A 23625-nucleotide genomic window follows, 5' to 3' on the forward strand; every position below is an offset into this window, starting at 1 on the left:
GGGACACGGCGTGTTCCCTATTTTTAAAGAAAATGAAAAATTATCTAGCTCCAGCGCCTAGCCCCTCGAGGTCGCTTCAGACAAGACGATGAAGTCAAAAAACGCGACTTCACCGTCTTGTCTGAAGCGCTTGACGGGGCTGACCGAGGCGCTTGCGCTTTTAAATCTTACATACGGAGGTTCATATGAGCAGCGGTCCTAAGTACAAACGCGTGGTCTTAAAATTGAGCGGGGAAGCACTCGCAGGTGAATCGAGCTTTGGAATTAAACCTTCCGTTATTAAATCGATTGCCATCCAGGTGAAAGAAATAGCTGAACTTGGTGTAGAAGTAGCCGTAGTTGTCGGCGGAGGTAACATTTGGCGTGGGAAAATAGGCAGTGAAATGGGAATGGATCGAGCTACAGCTGACTATATGGGAATGCTGGCGACGGTAATGAATTCTTTATCATTACAGGACAGTTTAGAACAGTTAGGTATTGAAACCCGTGTACAAACATCAATTGAAATGCGCCAGGTTGCAGAACCATATATTAGACGCAGAGCGATTAGACATCTTGAGAAAAAGCGCGTCGTGATTTTTGCTGCAGGTACTGGAAATCCATATTTCTCTACTGACACAACGGCAGCTTTAAGAGCAGCAGAAATTGAAGCTGATGTGATCCTGATGGCAAAAAACAATGTTGATGGTGTCTATTCTGCTGATCCACGACTGGATGAAAATGCTACAAAATACGAGGATTTATCGTTTTTAGATGTTTTAAAAGAAGGATTGGCTGTTATGGATTCAACCGCTTCTTCATTATGTATGGATAATGATATTCCATTAATTGTATTTTCAATCATGGAGCAGGGGAATATTAAACGTGCCGTTATGGGTGAAAAAATTGGTACAATTGTCAGGGGGAAAAATTAATGCCGAAACAAGTCATCGCAACTACAAAGGATAGAATGACAAAAGCAATTCAATCGTATACACGTGAACTAGCAAGCATCCGTGCGGGTAGGGCAAGTGCATCGTTATTAGACAGAATTACTGTTGACTACTACGGGGCACCTACTCCCGTAAACCAATTAGCCGGTATCTCTGTACCTGAAGCTAGATTACTTGTAATTCAGCCATATGATAAATCCATATTAGGTGAAATTGAAAAAGCAATTCTTAAGTCTGATTTAGGTTTAAATCCTTCCAATGATGGAATGATAATTAGACTTGCTATTCCCCAATTAACAGAAGAACGTCGTAAGGAACTTGTGAAAGTTGTGAAAAAAGAGTCGGAAGATGCTAAAATCGCAATTCGTAATATTCGCCGCGATGCTAACGACGATTTGAAAAAGCTCGAAAAGAATGGTGAAATAACTGAAGATGCACTTCGCGGCTATTCTGATGACATTCAGAAATTAACAGACGAGTTTATAACAAAAGTTGATCAAATAACAAAAGATAAAGAGAAAGAAATTATGGAAGTATAATTTTTAATTAAAAAGACCCTCTATATAGGGGGTTTTTTCACTATTTTTTGATATTTTTTGGATGAATTGGCATTCTGACATGTTTTCTGAACATAATTCTTAATACCTTATATTTTACATAAGCTATTTAATAGAGATATCTATTTGCTTTTTTGGTATGATAAAGGCATGCTAAAACCTACTATTATTACATATCAACAGACTGGTACGATTACGTAAAGATCTATTATCGGAGGAAATGATAAACTTTATTTGGAGGAGCAAGATCATGTTTAATAAAATAAGGCCCTGGAAGAATCAAAAAAACTCTTCCACTCTCCGAGAAAAAATAGAAAAAGTAAAAAAATTGCCGGTTCCTGAACATGTTGCGATTATTATGGATGGCAATGGGCGCTGGGCTAAGAAAAGAGCATTACCACGGATTGCCGGACATCATGAAGGCATGAAGGTGGTTCGAAAGACAACAAGGCTAGCTTCTAAGCTGGGTATCAAGACACTTACCTTGTATGCTTTTTCAACAGAGAACTGGAAAAGACCGAAAAATGAAGTGGAATATATTATGAAATTACCGGAAGAATTTCTAGGTACATTTTTACCGGAATTGATAGAAGAAAATGTTCAAGTGAAAATGATGGGATATAAAGACCAACTCCCTGTACATACATTGCGTGCTATTGAAAGAGCAATCGAAGATACAAAAAATAATACTGGACTTGTTTTGAACTTTGCTCTGAACTATGGAAGCAGGGCTGAAATCCTCGATGCTGTTAAGCAAGTCATAAATGATTGTAAAAGTGGTATAATGAAGGAGAATGAGTTAGACGAAAAAGTTTTTTCCTCTTATCTTATGACTTCAAATATTGCCGATCCTGATCTTTTAATCCGAACAAGTGGTGAAATTCGCTTAAGCAATTTTATGCTCTGGCAATTAGCTTATACTGAATTTTGGTTTACTGAAGTACTCTGGCCGGATTTTAATGAAGACCATTTGCTGGAGGCAATAAAAGACTTCCAAAATCGCCAGCGTCGTTTTGGAGGCGTAAAATGATTTTATAGAACTTCAAAGGTGTTGAACTAATAGATGAAGCAAAGAATCATAACAGGAGTCGTAGCAGCGGCACTATTCGTGCCAATCGTTTTCTATGGTGGACTTCCTTTTGTTTTATTAACGTATTTTTTAGCAACCATCGGCTTATATGAATTATTAAAAATGAGAAATCTCACTATTTTTTCGGTTTATGGATTGCTATCGACCTTGTTTCTTTGGGTTATTTTATTCCCTAAGCAATATACTCATGTACTTAGTACTTTTAATTATTCAAAAACAGAGCTTGGTATTGCGTTTATCCTTTTACTTTTAGCATACACAGTAATTACTAAGAATCGGTTTACGTTTGATGATGTTGGTTTCTCAATTATTTCAGCCATATATGTTGGCATCGGCTTTTATTTCTTTATTGAAACGCGTAATGCAGGTCTGGTTTATATTTTCTATTCCTTGTTTATGATGTGGGCAACTGATTCCGGCGCTTATTTTATCGGAAAAGCAACTGGCAAAACGAAATTATGGCCTGAAATCAGCCCAAATAAAACTGTGGAAGGCTCGATTGGCGGTGTGGCTTGCGCACTGATTGTAGCGATTTTATTTGTTTTATTTTCAAATATCAATGCAACGATACTATCTTTAATGGGGATAACAGTGGTCTTGTCTGTTTTTGGACAAATTGGCGACCTGGTAGAATCTGCCTTCAAACGTCATTTCAATGTAAAAGATTCAGGAAAAATTTTACCTGGACATGGGGGAATCCTCGACCGTTTTGATAGCCTATTGTTTGTTTGGCCGTTATTACACTTTTTCCACCTTTGGTAAAAGGTGCGCTGTTCTTTTTAGGAGTTGACTATATTGAAGACAATTAGTTTATTGGGGGCTACAGGCTCGATCGGCACCCAAACGTTGGATATTCTTAGGACTCATCCAACAGAATTTAATTTAGCAGCAATGTCGGTAGGAAAAAACATAGAATTAGCAAGGAAAATGGTTGGTGAATTTAAGCCTGAGCTAGTTTCTGTACAAGATTATCAGGACTGTGTAACATTAAAAGCTGAATATCCCAATACAAAATTTACTTTTGGTATTGAAGGGTTAATTGAGGTTGCCGTTTATGACAAATCAAATATCCTGGTAAATGCTGTACTTGGAAGTGTTGGTTTAAATCCTACGCTTCAGGCAATTGAGAACGGAAAAATAATCGCCATTGCCAATAAAGAGACACTTGTGACCGCAGGTCATTTAATTATGGAAGCAGCAAAAAGAAACAATGTTCCCCTACTTCCGGTAGACAGTGAACATTCCGCTATTTTTCAGGCGCTTCAAGGGGAAAAAGAAAGAAACATCGAAAGATTAATCATTACCGCTTCAGGTGGAAGCTTTCGAGAGCGAACTCGTCAAGAGCTTGAAAATGTAACTGTGAAAGAAGCACTTAACCATCCAAATTGGTCAATGGGTGCTAAAATCACAATCGATTCGGCAACAATGATGAATAAAGGTTTGGAGGTCATCGAAGCCCACTGGCTTTTTGACATGCCGTATGAAAAAATCGATGTTTTACTCCATAAAGAAAGCATTATTCACTCGATGATTGAATTTCATGATAGCAGTATCATTGCCCAACTCGGAACGCCGGATATGAGAGTGCCCATTCAATATGCCCTCACATATCCGGAACGATTACCGCTTCCATCATCTAAAAGGTTGAATTTGGCGAATGTTGGAAAACTGCATTTTCAGGAAATGGATGTTGAACGGTTCCGCTGTCTGCGTTTTGCATATGAGGCAGGTAAAATAGGAGGAACCTTGCCAACTGTTTTAAATGCTGCAAACGAGGTAGCAGTTGCATCATTTTTAGAAGGTAAAATTCGTTTCTTACAGATTGAAGATTTAATTGAGAAAGCATTAAATAGTCATCAGTCTATTGATTACCCAAGTTTAGACACGATTCAAGAGGTAGACATAGAAACGAGACAGTTTGTACATTCACTTCTATAAAAAAGGTGGTTTTATTATTGACTACAGTTATTGCCTTTATTGTGATTTTTGGCGCACTCGTCTTCTTTCATGAATTAGGTCACTTTGTATTTGCAAAAAGGGCAGGAATTTTATGTCGTGAATTTGCCATTGGCTTTGGTCCCAAAGTATTCTCTCATAAAAAAGGCGAAACAACTTATACCATCCGTTTATTACCTATTGGAGGATTTGTCCGCATGGCAGGCGAAGATCCTGAAATGATTGAAATCAAGGCCGGATATCGGATTGGTCTTTTATTTGATAAAGAGGATAAAGTAAAAAAAATTATTTTAAATAATAAAGAAAAATATCCCAATTGCCGGATAGTTGAGGTTGAGCATGCGGATATTGAAAGGGATTTGCTGATTAAAGGGTATCCCGAAGACGAGGAAGAAAGCTTAAAAACTTTTTTGATCAATCCGAAAGCTGTTATTGTTGAAAATGGAATAGAATCACAAATTGCCCCAATTGACCGCCAATTCGGCTCAAAAACATTAGCGCAAAGAGCGATGGCGATTTTTGCAGGGCCGATGATGAACTTTGTTTTGGCATTCGTGGTGTTCGTAATTATTGCATTACTTCAAGGAGTTCAAACGAATGACCCTAAATTGGGTGAAATCACTCCTGATGGTGCAGCCAAAGCTGCAGGGCTGCAAAAAGGTGATATTGTTCAAAGTATAAATGGGTCAGAAATATCCAGTTGGTCTGATGTGGTGGAGATCATCAGAAAAAATCCAAATCAAAAGCTTAATTTTTCAATTAGCCGGGACGGTAAAGATAAAGCGATAACGGTCACCCCGATTGAAAAAACGGTTGATGGAAAAAAGATGGGGATTATCGGTGTTTACAGTCCTGTCGAGAAATCACCGGTTCAAGCCATTTCCTCAGGATTTACAGAAACCTACTTTTGGACAAAGCAAATTTTTGTTATGCTGGGTAAATTGGTTACGGGTCAATTTTCAATCAATATGCTTTCAGGACCTGTAGGAATCTATGTTTCCACAGATACTGTTGCCAAATCAGGTATTTATTATTTGATGAAATGGGCTGCGATTTTGAGTATTAACCTGGGAATTATGAACTTACTGCCGATTCCGGCACTTGACGGTGGCAGGCTAATGTTTTTTGCAGTAGAAGCAGTTAGAGGCAAACCGATTGACCGCCAGAAGGAAGGGATGGTCCACTTTATTGGATTCGCTCTCCTCATGTTGCTGATGCTCGTTGTAACCTGGAATGACATTCAAAGGTTCTTCCTTTAAGATTTTATCATTTATTTTTCAGTGCCCCTGTTAATTTTAACAGGGGTATCTATTTGTTCAAACAATATTATTAAATAGAGGTGCCAAAAATGAAGCAAAGCCAAACGTTAATTCCTACTCTAAGGGAAATTCCTGCGGATGCAGAAGTTAGAAGTCATCAATTATTACTCAAAGCCGGGTTTATCCGGCAAAATGCAAGTGGTGTATATAGCTATATGCCGCTTGGTAAGAGAGTTCTCCAAAAGGTCGAAACAATTGTCCGTGAAGAAATGGATCAAGCGGGTGCAGTTGAACTTTTAATGCCGGCACTACAACAAGCGGAATTATGGCAGGAATCAGGCCGGTGGTATACATATGGTCCGGAATTAATGAGAGTAAAGGACCGTCATGAGCGCGATTTTGCTCTTGGTGCAACACATGAAGAGGTAATAACCAGTCTGGTTCGCGATGAAGTAAAATCATATAAAAGATTACCGCTTACTTTATATCAAATTCAGACTAAATTCCGTGATGAAAAGCGACCTCGTTTTGGCTTATTACGTGGAAGGGAATTTGTTATGAAGGATGCCTATTCCTTTCATTCCTCCCATGGTAGCCTTGATGAAGTGTATCAAAAGCTTTTTACTGCTTACAATAATGTATTTACCCGCTGCGGATTGAATTTCCGGGCAGTAATCGCAGATTCCGGAGCGATGGGTGGCAAGGATACACATGAATTTATGGTATTATCTGATGTAGGGGAAGATACCATTGCCTATTCTGATTCCTCCAATTATGCCGCCAATATCGAAATGGCACCAGTAAATCCTACATATTCTAAGAGTGAGGAAGCACTAAAAGAAATAGAAAAGGTAGAAACGCAGAACCAAAAAACAATTGCAGAAGTATCTGAATTTCTAAATGTTGATGCTGAAAAATGTATAAAAACACTCGTATTTCAAGTAGACGACAAGAATGTGTTGGTATTGGTTCGTGGTGACCATGAAGTAAATGATACTAAACTAAAAAACCTATTTGAAGCCAGTTCAGTGGAATTGGCCAGCCCTGAAAAAACAAAAGAAATAGTAGGATGTTCCGTTGGGTCTCTTGGACCGATTGGAGTAAAGAATATTGAAGTGGTTGCGGATTTTGCAGTTGAAGCAATTGTGAATGGTGTTTGCGGGGCAAATGAAGAACATTTCCATTATATTAATGTGAACCCCGAGCGTGATTTTACAATAAACAAATATGAGGATTTACGCTTTATCCAAGAGGGGGATTCTTCTCCGGATGGTGAAGGAAGCATAGTGTTTGCAAAAGGAATTGAGGTTGGACATGTCTTCAAGCTTGGCACCCGTTACAGTGAGGCAATGAACGCCCTTTATTTAGACGAAAATGGAAAGTCTCAGCCAATGATTATGGGCTGTTATGGTATTGGTGTATCAAGGACAGTCGCTGCTGTTGCGGAACAGTATAACGATGAAAATGGCTTTACTTGGCCTGCTAATATTGCACCATATCATCTCCATATAATTGCAGTAAATATGAAAGATCAGGTACAAGCAGAACTTTCAGAAATGCTTTATAAAGATTTAACCAAAAATCGTTTTGAAGTGTTGTTAGATGATCGCGGTGAAAGACCAGGAGTAAAATTTGCTGACTCGGACTTAATTGGTCTTCCGATACGAATCACCGTTGGTAAAAAAGCATCAGATGGAATTGTTGAATTGAAAATTCGTAAAACAGGTGAAATGTTCGAAGTTCATCAGAATGAACTTTTGGAAAAAATAACTTCAATCATTCAAACACTTTAATTTAAGAGGGGACTGCTCATGCGGTTCCTTTTCGCATTTTAAGATTTAAGAAAGTATTAATTTTTTGAACTAAGATAACTGTCTAGCTCCACAAGAAAAGCTTCGGCAGTATTAGCATCGCACGGAGGAAAAGCGTTAGCTTTTCCGAGGAGCGCCCAGCGACTAGTGTACTTCGCTAGACGGGCGCTTGCGCTTTTCTTACTAAATTGGATGTAGTTTTCTGTCGAATAAACCCGAATCAGTTTGTATCATATGGTATAATTATTTTTTGATATAGAATATGATGACTGAATTAACATAGATGGGAGAGAGAACGATGAGCGAACATGCCACAGGCAAAAAAGAGCGATTCCTACTCTTGCTCCAGCAGCTGAAACTGAATGAGGATGCTGTAGTAGCACATTTTCCAAATGCACAAATTGACAGGCTATTGGTAGAAAAAAAAGCGCGAAAGTGGCATTTTCAATTTTTACTTGAAAAAATTCTACCATTCAATATTTTTATCCGTTTTACTGCACAATTAGAAAGAGAATTTTCAACTATTGCTAGAATTTCATATGAAATTCAAGTGGCAGAGCAAAGCTTTTCACAAGAACTATTATTGGAATACTGGAATCATTGTGTTCAGCAGATTGATGGCATAGCTCCACCGCTATTGAAGCTGCTAAATGAACAAATTCCTGCCGTTCATGGAAACAAGCTAACCCTATCGGTTAGAAATGAAACAGAAGGAATGGCTTTAAAACGCAAATATGCAGGAACCATTGCTACTATCTATCAATCATTTGGGTTTCCTGCCTTAACAATTGAAACAGAATTACAAACTGAAGAAAAAAATGATGAATATCAACAATTTTTACTCGCTAAGCAAAAAGAAGATCAAGAGCGCGGGTTTCAGGCAATGCTGGAGGTTCAGAAGAAAGAAGCTGAAAAGGACCAAGCAACCAGTGATGTACCTGAAGGACCTCTTTCCATTGGTCTTACCATCAAGGATGACAGTGATTTACGCAGCATGATTGATATAGTAGATGAAGAAAGACGAGTTACAGTTGAAGGCTTTATCTTTGCTGCAGAAACGAGAGAATTACGAAGCGGCCGGACGCTATTAACTTTTAAAGTGACTGACTATACTAGCTCAATCATGGTAAAAATGTTCTCCAGAGATAAAGAGGATGCAGCACTGTTTCAACACGTGAAAAAAGGAATGTGGGTAAAGGTTCGCGGCAGCATCCAAAATGATACCTTCGTACGTGACTTGGTTATGATAGGAAATGATATTAATGAAATCAAACCGGCTAGTCGCAAAGATACTGCATCAGAAAATGAAAAGCGTGTTGAACTGCATCTTCATACACCGATGAGCCAAATGGATGCCGTTACACCTGTCAGTGCATTAATTGTCCAAGCAAAAAAATGGGGACACAAAGCAATTGCGGTTACAGATCATGCCGGGGCCCAATCATTCCCTGAAGCATATGGTGCCGGGAAGAAAAATGATATAAAAATCCTCTATGGTGTTGAAGCTAATCTGGTTGATGATGGTGTACCGATTGCTTATAATGACGCACACCGGTTACTTGCAGAGGATACTTTTGTTGTTTTTGACGTTGAAACTACAGGGCTCTCAGCTGTATATGATACAATTATCGAGCTTGCGGCTGTTAAGGTGAGGGGAGGGGAAATCGTTGACCGTTTTGAGTCATTTGCCAACCCGCATCACCGCTTATCTGCAACGACGATTAACCTTACAGGAATAACGGATGATATGGTCGAAACTGCACCTGAAGTGGAGGAGGTATTACGAAAGTTTTCTGATTGGGCCTCTGACGCAGTCCTTGTTGCCCATAACGCATCATTTGATATGGGTTTCCTGAATGTCGGATATAAAAAAATCGGCTTTGACAAAGCAAAAAACCCCGTTATTGATACACTCGAGCTTGGACGTTTTCTCTATCCTGAGCTGAAAAACCACCGTTTAAATACATTGGCAAAGAAGTTTGATATTGAATTAACCCAACACCACCGTGCCATATATGATGCAGAGGCAACGGGGTATTTATTGATGAAAATGTTAAAGGACGCCCTGGAAAAAGGAATCGAATACCATGATCAATTTAACGATAACATGGGTAAAGGAAATGCCTTTCAGCGGGCAAGACCTTATCATTGTACTCTATTGGCTCAAAACGAAATAGGATTAAAGAACATCTTTAAGCTTGTATCAATTGCACACATTAATTATTTTTACAGAGTACCAAGAATACCCCGGTCTGTCCTTCAAAAATACAGAGAGGGAATCCTTGTCGGATCGGCCTGTGATAAAGGTGAAGTGTTTGAAGGAATGATGCAAAAATCTCCTGAGGAAGTAGAAGTATCCGCCCGTTTCTATGATTATCTCGAGGTTATGCCAAAACAAGTGTATGCACCATTGATTGAAATGGAACTAATAAAAAACGAAAAAGCACTTGAAGAAATAATAGGAAATATCGTTAAGCTTGGTGATAAGCTCGGTCTTCCGGTTGTTGCAACCGGTAATGTTCATTATTTAAATGAAAACGACAAAATTTACCGTAAAATTTTAATCAGCTCTCAAGGTGGAGCTAATCCGCTGAACCGTCATGAATTGCCGGATGTCCACTTCCGAACTACAAATGAAATGCTTGATGCATTCTCTTTCCTTGGTGCAGTAAAAGCAAAGGAAATTGTTGTCACAAACACCAATAAAATTGCTGATATGATCGAAGTAATAAAACCAATCAAAGATGATTTATATACACCGAAAATTGAAGGTGCCGAGGAAGAAATGCGTGAGATGAGTTATACAATGGCACGCAAAATCTACGGAGATTCACTTCCGGAAATTGTGGAGGCACGACTCGAAAAAGAATTGAAAAGTATTATCGGGCACGGATTTGCTGTTATTTATTTGATTTCACATAAACTCGTAAAAAAATCACTTGATGATGGATACCTTGTTGGATCGCGGGGTTCTGTCGGATCTTCTCTAGTTGCAACAATGACAGAGATTACAGAAGTGAATCCTTTGCCGCCGCATTATGTGTGTCCAACCTGTAAGCATTCTGAGTTTTTTAATGATGGATCTGTTGGTTCGGGATTTGATTTGCCTGATAAAGACTGTCCGCAATGCGGCGAAAAATATCACAAGGACGGACATGATATTCCATTCGAAACGTTCCTTGGCTTTAAAGGGGACAAGGTGCCCGATATCGATTTAAACTTCTCAGGTGAATACCAGCCGCGTGCCCATAACTATACAAAAGTTCTTTTTGGTGAGGACTATGTATATCGTGCGGGAACGATCGGTACCGTTGCTGATAAAACGGCATTTGGATATGTAAAAGCCTATCAACAGGATAATAATCTTCAATTGCGAGGAGCAGAAATTGAGCGGCTTGCTTCAGGGTGTACGGGTGTAAAAAGAACGACCGGCCAGCACCCCGGTGGAATTATCGTAATTCCGGATTACATGGATGTTTATGACTTTTCACCGATCCAATTCCCGGCCGATGATAAAAATTCCGAATGGAAGACAACCCATTTTGATTTCCATTCCATTCACGATAACGTGTTAAAGCTTGATATTCTCGGACACGACGATCCGACGGTAATCAGGATGCTCCAGGACCTAAGCGGGATGGATCCAAAAACTATTCCAACTGATGATCCTCAAGTAATGAAAATCTTTAGTGGAACTGAATCACTCGGGGTAACAGAACAGCAAATCATGTGTAAAACAGGAACTCTCGGTATCCCTGAATTCGGTACACGGTTTGTCCGCCAAATGCTTGAAGATACAAAACCAACGACATTTTCCGAACTTGTACAAATCTCCGGTTTGTCCCATGGTACAGACGTATGGCTTGGAAATGCCCAAGAATTAATTCACAATAAGATCTGTAACCTAAGCGAAGTAATCGGCTGTCGTGACGATATCATGGTTTACTTAATTTATCAGGGACTGGACCCATCCTTCGCGTTTAAAATTATGGAATCAGTCCGTAAGGGAAAAGGTTTAAGTGAAGAAATGGAAGCAGAAATGCGGAAAAATGAAGTGCCTGAATGGTATATTGATTCATGTAAAAAAATTAAATATATGTTCCCGAAAGCACACGCGGCAGCATATGTGTTAATGGCGGTTCGGATTGCCTATTTTAAAGTTCATTTACCGCTTCTATATTACGCAGCGTATTTTACTGTCCGTGCCGAAGATTTTGATATTGAGGCAATGTCACGCGGATCAGAGGCAATACGGTCCAAAATAGAAGAAATAAATGCCAAGGGACTTGAAGCATCTAACAAAGAGAAAAACTTGCTGACTGTTCTCGAACTTGCCCTTGAAATGACGGAGAGAGGCTTTTCATTCAAAAAAATTGATTTATACAGATCATCTGCATCAGAGTTTATTATTGATGGTGATTCTTTAATTCCACCTTTTAATTCGATTCCGGGCCTTGGAACGAACGTTGCTTTAAGTATTGTAAAGGCAAGGGAAGAAGGGGAGTTCTTATCAAAAGAAGACCTGCAGCAGCGTGGGAAGGTATCGAAAACAATTCTTGAATATTTAGATAAACAAGGATGCCTTGAAGCACTGCCGGACCAAAATCAACTTTCGCTTTTCTAACGTAGAAGCCCGTTGATTAACCTTTAACAGGTTTGCATATAATTGTTGGTTATGGTATAGTTTTATTGGAAATACTAAGAAATACTCTCGTGATTAAGAGTGGGGAAACCCGCTCTTTCGTTTTTGTGTCCACCTTTTTTGCTGGAGTAAACTATTTAAACTTTCCGTGAACTACATATAATATGGGTAAAAAAATCGGTAAAGGAGGTTAAGCATGAGCAAAGTAACGGAAGTAATAGAAGGGCTTGTCTCACCAATTATCCAAGAACTAGGTTTGGAATTGGTAGAAATTGAGTATGTGAAAGAAGGAAAAAGCTGGTTTCTACGCGTATATATCGATAAAGACAACGGTGTTGATATTGAAGACTGCGGACTTGTTAGTGAACGACTCAGCGAACAACTCGATAGTGTTGACCCGATTCCCCATAACTATTTTTTAGAAGTGTCCTCTCCCGGAGCAGAGCGTCCATTAAAAAAAGACAAGGATTTTGAAAAGGCAATCGGTAAGAATGTTTTTATCAAAACCTATGAGCCAATTGATGGTGAAAAAAGTTTTGAAGGGAAATTGCTTGAATTTGCCGGCGGACAGCTAAAAATTGAGGTAAAGATAAAAACCCGTAAGAAGGCTATTGAGATTCCATACGATAAAGTAGCGAATGCACGGCTTGCTGTTATTTTTTCGTAATTGAAGAATAAATTGAAAAAAGATTAGGGGGATACAATCAGATGAGCAGCGAATTATTAGATGCTCTTACAATACTGGAAAGAGAAAAGGGTATATCCAGGGATGTTTTAATCGATGCGATCGAGGCAGCACTTATTTCGGCCTATCGCCGCAATTTCAATCAGGCCCAGAATGTTCGAATTGATTTAAATTTACAAACAGGATCAATGAGAGTTTTTGCAAGAAAAGAAGTTGTGGATCAGGTTTTTGATCCGCGTCTTGAAATATCTATAGAAGATGCCAGACATATAAATCCCAACTATCAAGTAGAAGATGTAGTTGAGATGGAAGTAACTCCGAAAGATTTCGGCAGAATCGCTGCACAGACGGCTAAACAAGTGGTTACCCAAAGGGTAAGAGAAGCAGAAAGAGGCATCATTTATTCAGAATTTATTGATCGTGAAGAAGATATCATGACAGGTATTGTTCAAAGACTTGATGCAAAATTTATTTATGTTAGCCTTGGAAAAATTGAAGCATTGCTTCCTGTTAATGAGCAAATGCCCAATGAGCGCTATAAGCCGCATGATCGAATCAAGGTATTTATTACAAAAGTAGAAAAAACAACAAAAGGTCCGCAAATTTTTGTATCACGCACACATCCGGGCCTATTGAAAAGGTTATTTGAAATTGAAGTACCTGAAATTTATGACGGAACAGTCGAAATAAAATCGGTGGCCCGCGAGGCAGGTGACCGTTCAAAAATCTCTGTACATTCAGAAAACCTTGAGGTTGACCCCGTTGGTTCATGTGTTGGTCCAAAAGGAACAAGGGTTCAGGCTGTCGTGAATGAATTAAAAGGGGAAAAAATTGATATTGTAAAATGGTCAGATGACCCTGTCGTGTTTGTTGCTAACTCCCTTAGCCCATCAAAGGTCTTAGACGTTATGGTAAATGAAGCCGACAAGGCAACGACTGTTGTAGTACCTGACTATCAATTATCTCTGGCAATTGGTAAACGTGGACAAAATGCACGTTTGGCAGCCAAATTAACAGGCTGGAAGATCGATATTAAATCGGAAACTGAAGCACGTGAAATAGGCATTTATCCACGTGAAGAAACGATTAGACTTTTTGATGATCAAGTAGAAACTGATTTTGAATTTGAAGAAGAATTAGATTAAAAAGTGAGGTGAATGATCGTGAACACTCGTAAAAAAGTTCCTATGCGCAAGTGTGTAGCAACCGGTGAAATGAAGCCGAAAAAAGAACTCGTTCGCATCGTTCGCTCTAAAGAAGGGGATGTATCCATCGACCTAACGGGGAAGAAATCGGGTAGAGGTGCATACCTTTCAAAGGACAAGGAAGCTGTCCTGCAAGCCAAGAAAAAAAATACCTTATCTAACCACTTACAAGTTTCTATTGATGAGACATTATACGAAGAACTACTAGAGCTAATAGAGAAGGAGAACCGACTATCCAAATGAAATCAAATCAATGGATGTCATTGCTTGGCTTGGCCAATCGAGCACGGAAAATAATATCGGGTGAGGAGCTAACCGTTAAACAGATTCAAAGCGGGAAAGCAAAGCTCATTTTATTATCGGCAGATGCATCTGCAAATACGACAAAAAAAATTACAGATAAATGTAAATCGTATGAAATTCCATTTAAAATTGTGGAAGACCGCCACCTTCTAGGCCAAGCAATTGGCAAAGAAGCCCGCGTTGTTGTAGCTGTATTAGATGATGGATTTGCAAAAAAACTGGTAACGTTGCTCGATTAAATCTAGCGGGGGTGAAAAAATGAGTAAAATACGTGTTTATGAGTACGCAAAGAAACACAACATTTCAAGTAAGGACGTTATTACAAAATTAAAAGAAATGAATATAGAGGTTTCCAACCATATGGCAACAATTGAAGATGCAGATATCGTCAAGCTTGACGCAACCTATAACAAAAAAGAAGACAACACACAACAGAAACAGGCAAAACCACAGCAGCAGAATCGCCAAAACCAAAGACCTACGGTGTCAAATCAAGTTAAAAAGCCACAAGTTCAGGTTAAAACGACTCCAAAAGCATTTGAGGATGACGATGATAAAATTGCTGTTCCCAGCAAGGTGAAAGTGGTCTCTCCTCCAAAAACAATTGAAGGCAAAAAGCAAAACCAGGAATATCAATCAAAAGAAAATAAGGTCTTCAATTCTGGAAAAGGAAATAAAAAACCATTTAATAATAATCAAAATCGCAATAATAATAATAATAATAAAAAGAAGAATCATCATACACCTGTTCCGCAAACGCAACCGCAAAAGAAAAAAGAGCGGGAGCTTCCTGCAAAAATCACATTTAGTGAATCTTTAACAGTGGCCGAACTTGCAAAAAAACTTTACCGCGAACCTTCTGAAATAATCAAAAAGCTCTTCTTACTTGGTGTTATGGCTACAATTAACCAAGTATTAGATAAAGATGCAATTGAGTTGATTGCGGGAGAATACGGCGTTGAAGTTGAAGAAGAAATTAAAGTGGATACAACTGATCTTGAAGTTTATTTCACTGAAGATACCGCTGAAAATCTAGTGGAAAGACCATCAGTCGTAACGATTATGGGACACGTTGACCACGGGAAAACAACTTTGCTTGACTCTATTCGTAACACGAAAGTTACTGAAGGTGAAGCAGGTGGTATTACCCAGCATATTGGTGCCTATCAAGTGGTGGAAAACGGTAAAAAAATTACTTTTCTAGATACTCCGGGACATGCTGCTTTCACGACAATGCGTGCACGGGGAGCTAAGATTACCGATATTACCATCCTTGTAGTTGCCGCTGATGACGGCGTTATGCCTCAAACCGTTGAAGCAATTAACCATGCAAAAGCTGCCGAAGTTCCTATTATTGTTGCTGTTAATAAAATGGATAAAGAGGCAGCAAATGCTGACCGTGTTATGCAAGAACTTACCGAACATGGATTGGTATCAGAAGCATGGGGTGGGGATACTATCTTTGTTCCTCTATCTGCAAAAACAGGTGAAGGAATTGACAACCTACTTGAAATGATTCTTCTTGTCGGTGAAGTCGAAGAATACAAAGCAAATCCAAATAGAAATGCTGTTGGTACTGTTATCGAAGCACAATTAGATAAGGGGCGCGGATCTGTTGCTACCTTGCTTGTTCAAAATGGTACCTTGAAAATCGGGGATCCAATTGTTGTCGGTAATACATTTGGCCGTGTCCGTGCAATGGTAAATGACAAAGGACGCCGTGTTAAAGAAGCGAGTCCATCCACTCCAGTTGAAATAACAGGACTAAGTGATGTTCCGCAAGCCGGAGACCGCTTTGTAGTATTTGAAGATGAAAAAACTGCCCGTCAAGTTGGGGAAGCCCGTGCCCAACAAGCATTAGTAGCCCAACGCGGTGAAAAGTCCATAGTCAGCCTGGAAACGTTATTTGATCAATTGAAGCAAGGCGAAATGAAGGACTTAAACATCATCCTTAAAGCAGATGTTCAAGGTTCCGCTGAAGCCGTTGCCGCTTCGTTGCAAAAAATAGACGTACAGGGTGTCAACATCAAAATTATTCATAGTGGTGCAGGAGCGATCAATGAATCGGATATCAGCCTTGCAGCTGCGTCTAATGCCATTGTCATCGGCTTTAACGTTCGCCCTGATGTAAATGCGAAGCGTGCAGCTGAAGCAGAAAAAGTTGATGTTCGTCTTCATCGCATCATTTATAAAGTAATTGAAGAGATTGAAGCGGCAATGAAGGGAATGCTTGACCCTGAATTCCAAGAAAAAATTATTGGTCAGGCTGAAATTCGTCAAACTTTCAAAGTATCAAAGGTTGGAACGATTGCAGGTTCCTATGTAACCGATGGTAAAATTACTCGTGACAGTGGTATTCGATTGATTCGTAACGGGGTAGTTATATTTGAAGGACAAATTGATGCCTTAAAACGTTTTAAAGATGATGCCAAGGAAGTAGCACAAGGATATGAATGTGGTATTACCATCAAAAACTTCAATGATGTTAAAGAAGGCGATATCATTGAAGCATATGTGATGGAAGAAATTGAGCGTAAATGATCATTGGCGTTGCCGTTTGTGAATGTATCATTTATGATGCCCATTCTTTAAAAGAAAAGCGTGCCGTTTTGCAACGAATCCTTACTCGATTAAAACAAAAATTTAATGTATCTGTATCAGAGGTTGACTATCAAGATGTATGGCAAAGGACAAAAATTGCCATTGCTGTGGTCACCTCTTCACGGGTTTCGACTGAGCATGAATTGCAAAACACATTTAAGTTTATCGACTCTTTTCCTGAAATAGAAAGAACGATCACCGATATAGAATGGTTTTAAGTTAAGAGGTGAAAGTAATGAGCCACAGAGCAAATCGTGTTGGAGAACAAATGAAAAAAGAACTAGGTGACATCATCAGTCGGAAAATCAAAGATCCTCGGATCGGATTTGTGACTGTTACAGACGTGGAAGTAACTGGAGATCTACAGCAAGCCAAAGTTTACATTTCTGTATTAGGTGATGATGAGCAAAAAGAGAATACCTTAAAAGGTCTAGCCAAAGCAAAAGGGTTTATCAGAACCGAAATTGGCCACCGTATTCGACTTCGTAAAACACCTGAAATTATTTTTGAATTCGATGAATCCATTGATTACGGAAATCGAATTGAAAATCTACTTCATCAGTTACATCATGATGATAAACCTGTTGAAAAAAATGATGAAGAATAATAATTAAACGAAGGCAATATTAGCTCCGGAAGATACTCCGATTTCGACCTCTGGTGGAGTAAAATAATTGGGGTGAATGGATAGACAAACGTCTATCCATTTTTTTCTAAGAAAAGCGGACGCGACCGTTAGCACATAGTTAAAGATTAATTTTATTTTTTATTTAGATCGGAGAGAACAGGGTGGAAGGAATTTTACCATTATTTAAACCAGCCGGGATGACGAGTCATGATTGTGTCTTCAAATTACGGAAAATATTAAAAACAAAAAAAGTCGGTCATACCGGCACACTTGACCCGGACGTAACCGGAGTTCTTCCTATATGTATTGGAAAAGCAACCAAGGTGGCAGAGTATATTACCGATGCAGGAAAAAGCTATGAAGGAGAAGTAACAATCGGCTTCTCGACAACAACCGAAGATGCATCTGGAGAGGTTGTTGAAAAGAAAAGTGTGAATCAAACCATTTCAAGAAATGAAATCATTCAGGTTCTTGATTCATTGACCGGTGAAATAGAACAAACCCCACCTATGTATTCAGCAGTGAAAGTGGGGGGAACCCGCCTTTACGAATATGCACGAAAAGGAATAGAAGTGGAGCGCCCAACCAGAAAGGTGACAATTAATTCGATTCAACTACTCGATGACAGGAATGAATTTTCAGGTGAGTCGTTTCACTTCCGTTTTCGAGTAAGCTGTAGCAAGGGGACATATATCAGGACTTTGGCGGTGATGATAGGCGAACGGCTCGGATATCCCGCACATATGTCAAATTTGATTAGAGTTCAATCAGCAACATTCACTTTAGAAGATTGCCTTACTTTCGAACATATTGAAAGGATAATGGAAGCAGGGACCATTTCAAGTGCATTAAGACCATTGGAATCGGCTCTTTCTCATTTGCCGAAATACGTGATTAGTGATAAAGTAGCAGAGAAAGTGAAAAATGGCGCACTTTTACAAATACCAGAACATTTGAAATATAGTAACGGACCTATTATCGCTGAAACAGAAGAAGGGCTGGCACTTGCCATTTATTCAAAGCATCCAAATAAGCCGGGTCTTCTCAAGCCAGTTAAGGTATTGCGAAATGAACAAGAACAATAAAGGTACGGTATAGAAAAGGTGAGTTTCAATTGGAAGTAAAGAAGCTTAGTTTTCCTCTTAATTTAGATAAAAATATATATCCGCCACTTTCTATGGCGTTAGGCTATTTTGATGGTGTACATCTTGGTCATCAGGAGGTCATTCTTGAAGCAAAGAAGCAGGCAGAAGAAAAAGGGCTCCATAGTGCTGTCATGACCTTTGACCCTCATCCATCTGTTGTTTTAGGTAAAAACGAAATGCATGTTCAGTACATTACTCCGTTAGAAGAGAAAATTCACATTATTAAAAAAATGGGTATCGATTATCTTTTTATTATTCATTTCACAACTGAGTTTGCTAATCTTTTGCCGCAAGAGTTTATCGATCAATATGTAATTGGATTAAATGTAAAACATGTTGTTGCGGGGTTTGATTTTACCTATGGTCGAATGGGCAAGGGGAATATGGAAACATTACCATTTCATTCGCGTGAGCAATTTACTAATACAATTGTTCCTAAATTTACTAAAAGCAACGAAAAAGTAAGTTCAACTCAGATTCGTAAATTCCTAAAAGAAGGTAGAACAGATGAACTTCCTGCATTACTCGGTAGATTTTATACAACTTCAGGTATCGTCATTCATGGTGATAAACGCGGGAGGACGATTGGCTTTCCAACGGCAAATGTAGATGTGAAGGATGAATATATCCTACCGCCTCTTGGAGTTTATGCAGTCAGAATGGAGATTGACGGGGTCTGGCATCAGGGGGTGTGTAATGTTGGTTTCAAGCCCACATTTAATCAGCCGGCTTTAAGGCCATCCGTTGAAGTTAACGTATTTCATTTTGATCAAGATATTTATGGAAAAGAAGTAATCGTCGAATGGCATCTTTTTTTACGGAAAGAACAAAAATTTTCCGGTATCGAAGAACTCGTTTCCCAAATAGAAAGGGATAAACAGCTTGCAATCGATTACTTTGTTAAAAGTCGACATTTTTTTTATGAATGATTGTAAAATAAAGTCTTTCTTACATTAATGATAAGGTTTTAGCTTGCATTTTGGCGTAAAACATTGTATACTTATTAACGTATTAAAAAATAACCTTTGCTTGGCAAGTCGAATCACCGACGCTTGCTCAGTAACAGGGGATTCATATTTAGGAGGTGAAACAGGATGGCAATCACACAAGAACGTAAAAATGAAATTATCAATGAGTACAAAACTCATGAAAGCGACACTGGATCTGCAGAAGTTCAAATCGCTGTCCTTACTGAATCAATCAACAATTTGAATGAGCACTTACGTACTCATAAAAAGGACCACCACTCTCGTCGCGGTCTGTTGAAAATGGTTGGTAAACGTCGTAATCTTTTAACTTACCTACGTAACAAAGATGTTCAACGTTACCGTGAGTTAATCAATAAGCTTGGTCTTCGTCGATAGTCTTCAGAAGCGGGATTTTTCCCGCTTTTTTGTTAGGTTTAAAAAAATTTAAGAATCTTCTATACATATTTTTAAGACGCAATTTTTTGTGCATACTATAATTACATTTGTGTTTAAACAATAAGCTTTTAGGCTTTTTTTATATTTGTTAAATAAAGATGATTACAGCGAAATATTATTTTTTCGCATCATCCTCCGAAGTGATTTAGATTGAGAGGGGTAAAAATATGGAACAAACGAAACATGAGTATTCCATGAATTGGGCCGGACGCAAGTTAACTGTTGAAATAGGTCAATTGGCTAAACAAGCTAACGGTGCTGTAATGGTTCGTTATGGAGATACTGCCGTATTAAGTACAGCAACAGCATCAAAAGAACCTAAAAACCTTGATTTTTTTCCGTTAACAGTTAACTACGAGGAACGTTTGTATGCAGTTGGGAAAATACCGGGTGGATTTATTAAACGTGAAGGTCGTCCAAGTGAAAAGGCGATTCTAGCTAGTCGTCTAATTGACCGCCCGATCCGTCCGCTTTTTGCTGATGGTTTCCGTAATGATGTACAAGTTATTAGCATCGTTATGAGTGTTGATCAAGATTGTTCTACCGAAATGGCAGCCATGTTTGGATCTTCATTGGCTCTTAGTACATCCGACATTCCGTTTGAGGGTCCAATAGCCGGTGTTGTTGTTGGTCGTGTCAATGGTGAGTTTGTTATTAACCCAACCGTTGAACAAGCAGAATTGAGTGACATTCATTTAACTGTTGCCGGGACAAAAGATGCGATTAACATGGTTGAGGCAGGTGCAAATGAAGTTCCTGAAGAAACAATGCTTGAAGCAATTATGTTTGGTCATGATGAGATCAAACGCCTAATTGAGTTCCAGGAAAAAATTGTTGCTGAAATTGGCAAGGAAAAAAGACAAATTTCATTATTCGAGCTTGACCGAGAGCTGGAAGATAAAGTAAAAGAAATGTGCGAGGCAGACTTGATTAAAGCGATTCAGGTTCAAGAAAAGCATGCTCGTGAAGATGCAATCAAAGAAGTGAAAAATCAAGTTTTGGCTAAATTTGAGGAACAAGAAACATCAGATGAAGACTTAAAACAAATAAAGCAAATTTTGGACAAAATGGTCAAAGGTGAAGTACGCCGCTTAATTACAGTGGAAAAGATTCGTCCTGATGGCCGGAAAGTAGATGAAATTCGTCCATTGTCATCACAAGTAAACATTTTACCGCGTACACATGGTTCAGGGCTGTTTACACGTGGACAGACTCAGGCATTAAGTATTTGTACCCTTGGTGCAATGGGTGATGTGCAAATCCTTGATGGTCTAGGAATTGAGGAAGAGAAACGGTTCATGCATCACTATAACTTCCCTTCCTTTAGCGTAGGGGAAACAGGACCAATCCGTGGACCGGGCCGCAGGGAAATTGGGCATGGAGCTTTAGGTGAACGGGCACTTGAGCCGATTGTTCCGAATGAAAAGGACTTTCCATACACTATCCGACTTGTTTCGGAAGTTTTGGAATCAAACGGTTCTACCTCTCAGGCAAGTATTTGTGCAAGTACACTTGCAATGATGGATGCCGGTGTTCCGATTAAAGCTCCTGTAGCAGGTATTGCAATGGGACTTGTAAAATCCGGAGAGCACTATACCGTGTTAACGGATATTCAAGGGATGGAAGATCACCTTGGTGACATGGACTTCAAAGTAGCCGGTACATCAAAGGGTGTAACTGCATTGCAAATGGATATTAAAATTGAAGGACTATCCCGTGAAATTCTAGAGGAAGCCCTTCAGCAGGCAAAAATCGGAAGAATGCAAATTTTAGATTCTATGCTTGCAACCCTTTCCGAACCAAGAACAGAGCTTTCTCAATTTGCTCCGAAGATTTTAACGATGGCTATCAATCCGGATAAAATTCGCGATGTAATTGGACCTAGCGGAAAACAAATCAATAAGATCATTGAGGAAACCGGTGTTAAGATTGATATTGAGCAAGACGGTACTATTTTTATTGCCTCAACTAATCAGGAAATGAACCAAAAGGCGAAGAAGATTATCGAGGATATTGTTCGTGAGGTAGAGGTAGGTCAAATCTATCTCGGTAAGGTAAAACGAATTGAAAAATTCGGTGCCTTTGTAGAAATCTTCGCTGGAAAAGATGGACTTGTTCATATTTCAGAACTAGCTGAAGAGCGCGTTGGAAAAGTGGAAGATGTAGTTGCAATTGGCGATGAAATCTTAGTAAAAGTAACTGAAATTGATAAGCAAGGCCGTGTGAACCTTTCCCGTAAAGTGATTTTAAAAGAACAGCGAGAAAAGGCTGAAGAAAACCGTTAAAGTATAAACCGGACTTGGGCCGGAAAAATAGGCAAGTCAGGGGGAACCCTGACTTTTTCCATGTTACGGTTCTCAGTTTCGTTCTACCTTGTCCTTCCTAAACATAATGTGTATGGAAGGGGGAACGGCGGATGAAAAAGGTTAGTATTTTTATGGTAATTAGTTTGGCTGCGTGGTTCTCGGTTAATAACCCGATTGTAAATCCATATGTTGAATCTTTAAAAGATTCATCAATATCAGTGACAAAGCAGGCAGATTCTCTATATCAAAGTATAATTAAGAATGCTTCTACATATGAAATCCCGCCTTCTGATGCAAAAATTGATCCGGTTTGGAAGGCGATTCCCGGATATAATGGGCTTAAGGTTGATATTTCAGCCTCTTATAAAAAAATGAAAAAAATCGGTGTATTTGACGAAAAGAAACTGGTTTTTACCCAAACCAAACCAATGGTTCACCTTAAGGATCTACCGGCATCACCGATATATAAAGGTCACCCGGAAAAGCCGATGGTAAGCTTCATTATCAATGTGGCATGGGGAAATGAGTATTTATCAGGTATTCTTGCTACTTTAAAAAGGCACCACATAACCACCAGTTTTTTTCTGGAAGGGAATTGGGTCAAGAAAAACCCTGAGCTCGCGAAAATGATTGCAAGCAGCGGTAATGAAATTGGAAACCATTCTTACTCTCATCCTGATATGAAAAGGCTAACTGCCGATCAGGCAAGAATGGAAATGATAAAAACAAATGAAGTAATTGAGGCAGCGACTAAAGTCAAATGCACATGGTTTGCCCCTCCAAGCGGCAGTTACCGAGAGGAGACTGTAAAAATTGCTGATGAATTAAAAATGGGGACGGTTATGTGGACTGTCGATACTGTAGACTGGCAAAAGCCTTCTCCGGAAACGCTGATCAATCGTGTTATGTCTAAAATTGATAACGGTTCAATGGTTCTTATGCACCCAACAGCCTCGACAGCAAAAGCGCTTGACCGTTTAATTACCATGATAGAACAAAAAAATTTGAAAATTGTCACGGTAACGGAACTGATGAATGAAGAAAGAATCTTGAAATAAGAGAGCAAGAAATGCAAAAATGG

20 protein-coding genes are annotated in these 23625 nt (G+C 39.1%); all 20 read left to right on the forward strand.

Annotation, left to right across the window (positions count from 1 at the left end; genetic code table 11):
• The first annotated feature begins 185 nt into the window (after window positions 1-185).
• The 20 genes from pyrH (at window position 186) to J2S10_RS08770 (ending at window position 23602) form a co-directional block, all read left to right on the forward strand.
• A complete protein-coding gene (pyrH, locus tag J2S10_RS08675; protein ID WP_307406532.1) occupies window positions 186-914 on the forward strand; it encodes a UMP kinase in 729 nt (242 codons plus the stop codon).
• A complete protein-coding gene (frr, locus tag J2S10_RS08680; protein ID WP_307406534.1) occupies window positions 914-1471 on the forward strand; it encodes a ribosome recycling factor in 558 nt (185 codons plus the stop codon). The genes pyrH and frr overlap by 1 nt, the downstream gene beginning before the upstream one ends.
• 268 nt (window positions 1472-1739) lie before the next feature.
• Window positions 1740-2519: an isoprenyl transferase gene (locus tag J2S10_RS08685; protein ID WP_307406536.1), complete on the forward strand. Its 780-nt coding sequence runs from the start codon at window positions 1740-1742 to the stop codon at window positions 2517-2519.
• 33 nt (window positions 2520-2552) lie between these two features.
• A complete protein-coding gene (locus J2S10_RS08690; RefSeq protein ID WP_307406538.1) occupies window positions 2553-3341 on the forward strand; it encodes a phosphatidate cytidylyltransferase in 789 nt (262 codons plus the stop codon).
• A gap of 33 nt (window positions 3342-3374) precedes the next feature.
• Entirely contained in the window at window positions 3375-4517 is a 1143-nt protein-coding gene (dxr, locus tag J2S10_RS08695) for a 1-deoxy-D-xylulose-5-phosphate reductoisomerase (RefSeq protein WP_307406540.1), read from the forward strand.
• Between the two features lie 17 nt (window positions 4518-4534).
• Entirely contained in the window at window positions 4535-5794 is a 1260-nt protein-coding gene (gene rseP, locus J2S10_RS08700) for an RIP metalloprotease RseP (RefSeq protein WP_307406542.1), read from the forward strand.
• Between the two features lie 89 nt (window positions 5795-5883).
• Window positions 5884-7587, forward strand: a complete 1704-nt coding sequence (locus J2S10_RS08705; protein WP_307406545.1) for a proline--tRNA ligase — start codon at window positions 5884-5886, stop codon at window positions 7585-7587.
• Between the two features lie 316 nt (window positions 7588-7903).
• Window positions 7904-12229, forward strand: coding sequence for a PolC-type DNA polymerase III (locus J2S10_RS08710; RefSeq protein WP_307406547.1), 4326 nt, complete (start codon window positions 7904-7906; stop codon window positions 12227-12229).
• Window positions 12230-12443: 214 nt separating this feature from the next.
• Window positions 12444-12914: a ribosome maturation factor RimP gene (gene rimP / locus J2S10_RS08715; protein ID WP_307406551.1), complete on the forward strand. Its 471-nt coding sequence runs from the start codon at window positions 12444-12446 to the stop codon at window positions 12912-12914.
• A 41-nt stretch (window positions 12915-12955) separates the two neighbouring features.
• Window positions 12956-14077, forward strand: a complete 1122-nt coding sequence (nusA, locus tag J2S10_RS08720) for a transcription termination factor NusA (RefSeq protein WP_307406553.1) — start codon at window positions 12956-12958, stop codon at window positions 14075-14077.
• An 18-nt stretch (window positions 14078-14095) separates the two neighbouring features.
• Window positions 14096-14380 (forward strand): RNase P modulator RnpM, encoded by a 285-nt coding sequence (gene rnpM, locus J2S10_RS08725; RefSeq protein WP_307406555.1) that lies wholly within the window; start codon window positions 14096-14098, stop codon window positions 14378-14380.
• The gene (locus tag J2S10_RS08730) at window positions 14377-14679 is read left to right on the forward strand and encodes a YlxQ family RNA-binding protein (protein WP_307406557.1); all 303 of its coding nucleotides are present in this window, start codon (window positions 14377-14379) and stop codon (window positions 14677-14679) included. The genes rnpM and J2S10_RS08730 overlap by 4 nt, the downstream gene beginning before the upstream one ends.
• Window positions 14680-14698: 19 nt before the next feature.
• Entirely contained in the window at window positions 14699-16981 is a 2283-nt protein-coding gene (infB, locus tag J2S10_RS08735) for a translation initiation factor IF-2 (RefSeq protein ID WP_307406559.1), read from the forward strand.
• Complete coding sequence (locus tag J2S10_RS08740) at window positions 16978-17259, forward strand: DUF503 domain-containing protein (RefSeq protein WP_307406562.1); 282 nt, start codon at window positions 16978-16980, stop codon at window positions 17257-17259. The genes infB and J2S10_RS08740 overlap by 4 nt, the downstream gene beginning before the upstream one ends.
• Window positions 17260-17276: 17 nt before the next feature.
• Window positions 17277-17648: a 30S ribosome-binding factor RbfA gene (gene rbfA, locus J2S10_RS08745; protein ID WP_307406564.1), complete on the forward strand. Its 372-nt coding sequence runs from the start codon at window positions 17277-17279 to the stop codon at window positions 17646-17648.
• A gap of 182 nt (window positions 17649-17830) precedes the next feature.
• A complete protein-coding gene (gene truB / locus J2S10_RS08750; RefSeq protein ID WP_307406566.1) occupies window positions 17831-18754 on the forward strand; it encodes a tRNA pseudouridine(55) synthase TruB in 924 nt (307 codons plus the stop codon).
• 29 nt (window positions 18755-18783) lie between these two features.
• Window positions 18784-19743: a bifunctional riboflavin kinase/FAD synthetase gene (gene ribF / locus J2S10_RS08755; RefSeq protein ID WP_307406568.1), complete on the forward strand. Its 960-nt coding sequence runs from the start codon at window positions 18784-18786 to the stop codon at window positions 19741-19743.
• Window positions 19744-19908: 165 nt separating this feature from the next.
• Entirely contained in the window at window positions 19909-20178 is a 270-nt protein-coding gene (gene rpsO / locus J2S10_RS08760; protein ID WP_307406570.1) for a 30S ribosomal protein S15, read from the forward strand.
• Between the two features lie 227 nt (window positions 20179-20405).
• The gene (gene pnp, locus J2S10_RS08765) at window positions 20406-22523 is read left to right on the forward strand and encodes a polyribonucleotide nucleotidyltransferase (RefSeq protein WP_307406571.1); all 2118 of its coding nucleotides are present in this window, start codon (window positions 20406-20408) and stop codon (window positions 22521-22523) included.
• A 131-nt stretch (window positions 22524-22654) separates the two neighbouring features.
• Entirely contained in the window at window positions 22655-23602 is a 948-nt protein-coding gene (locus tag J2S10_RS08770) for a polysaccharide deacetylase family protein (protein ID WP_307406573.1), read from the forward strand.
• Window positions 23603-23625: the final 23 nt, after the last annotated feature.

This window comes from Neobacillus ginsengisoli (genome assembly GCF_030813055.1).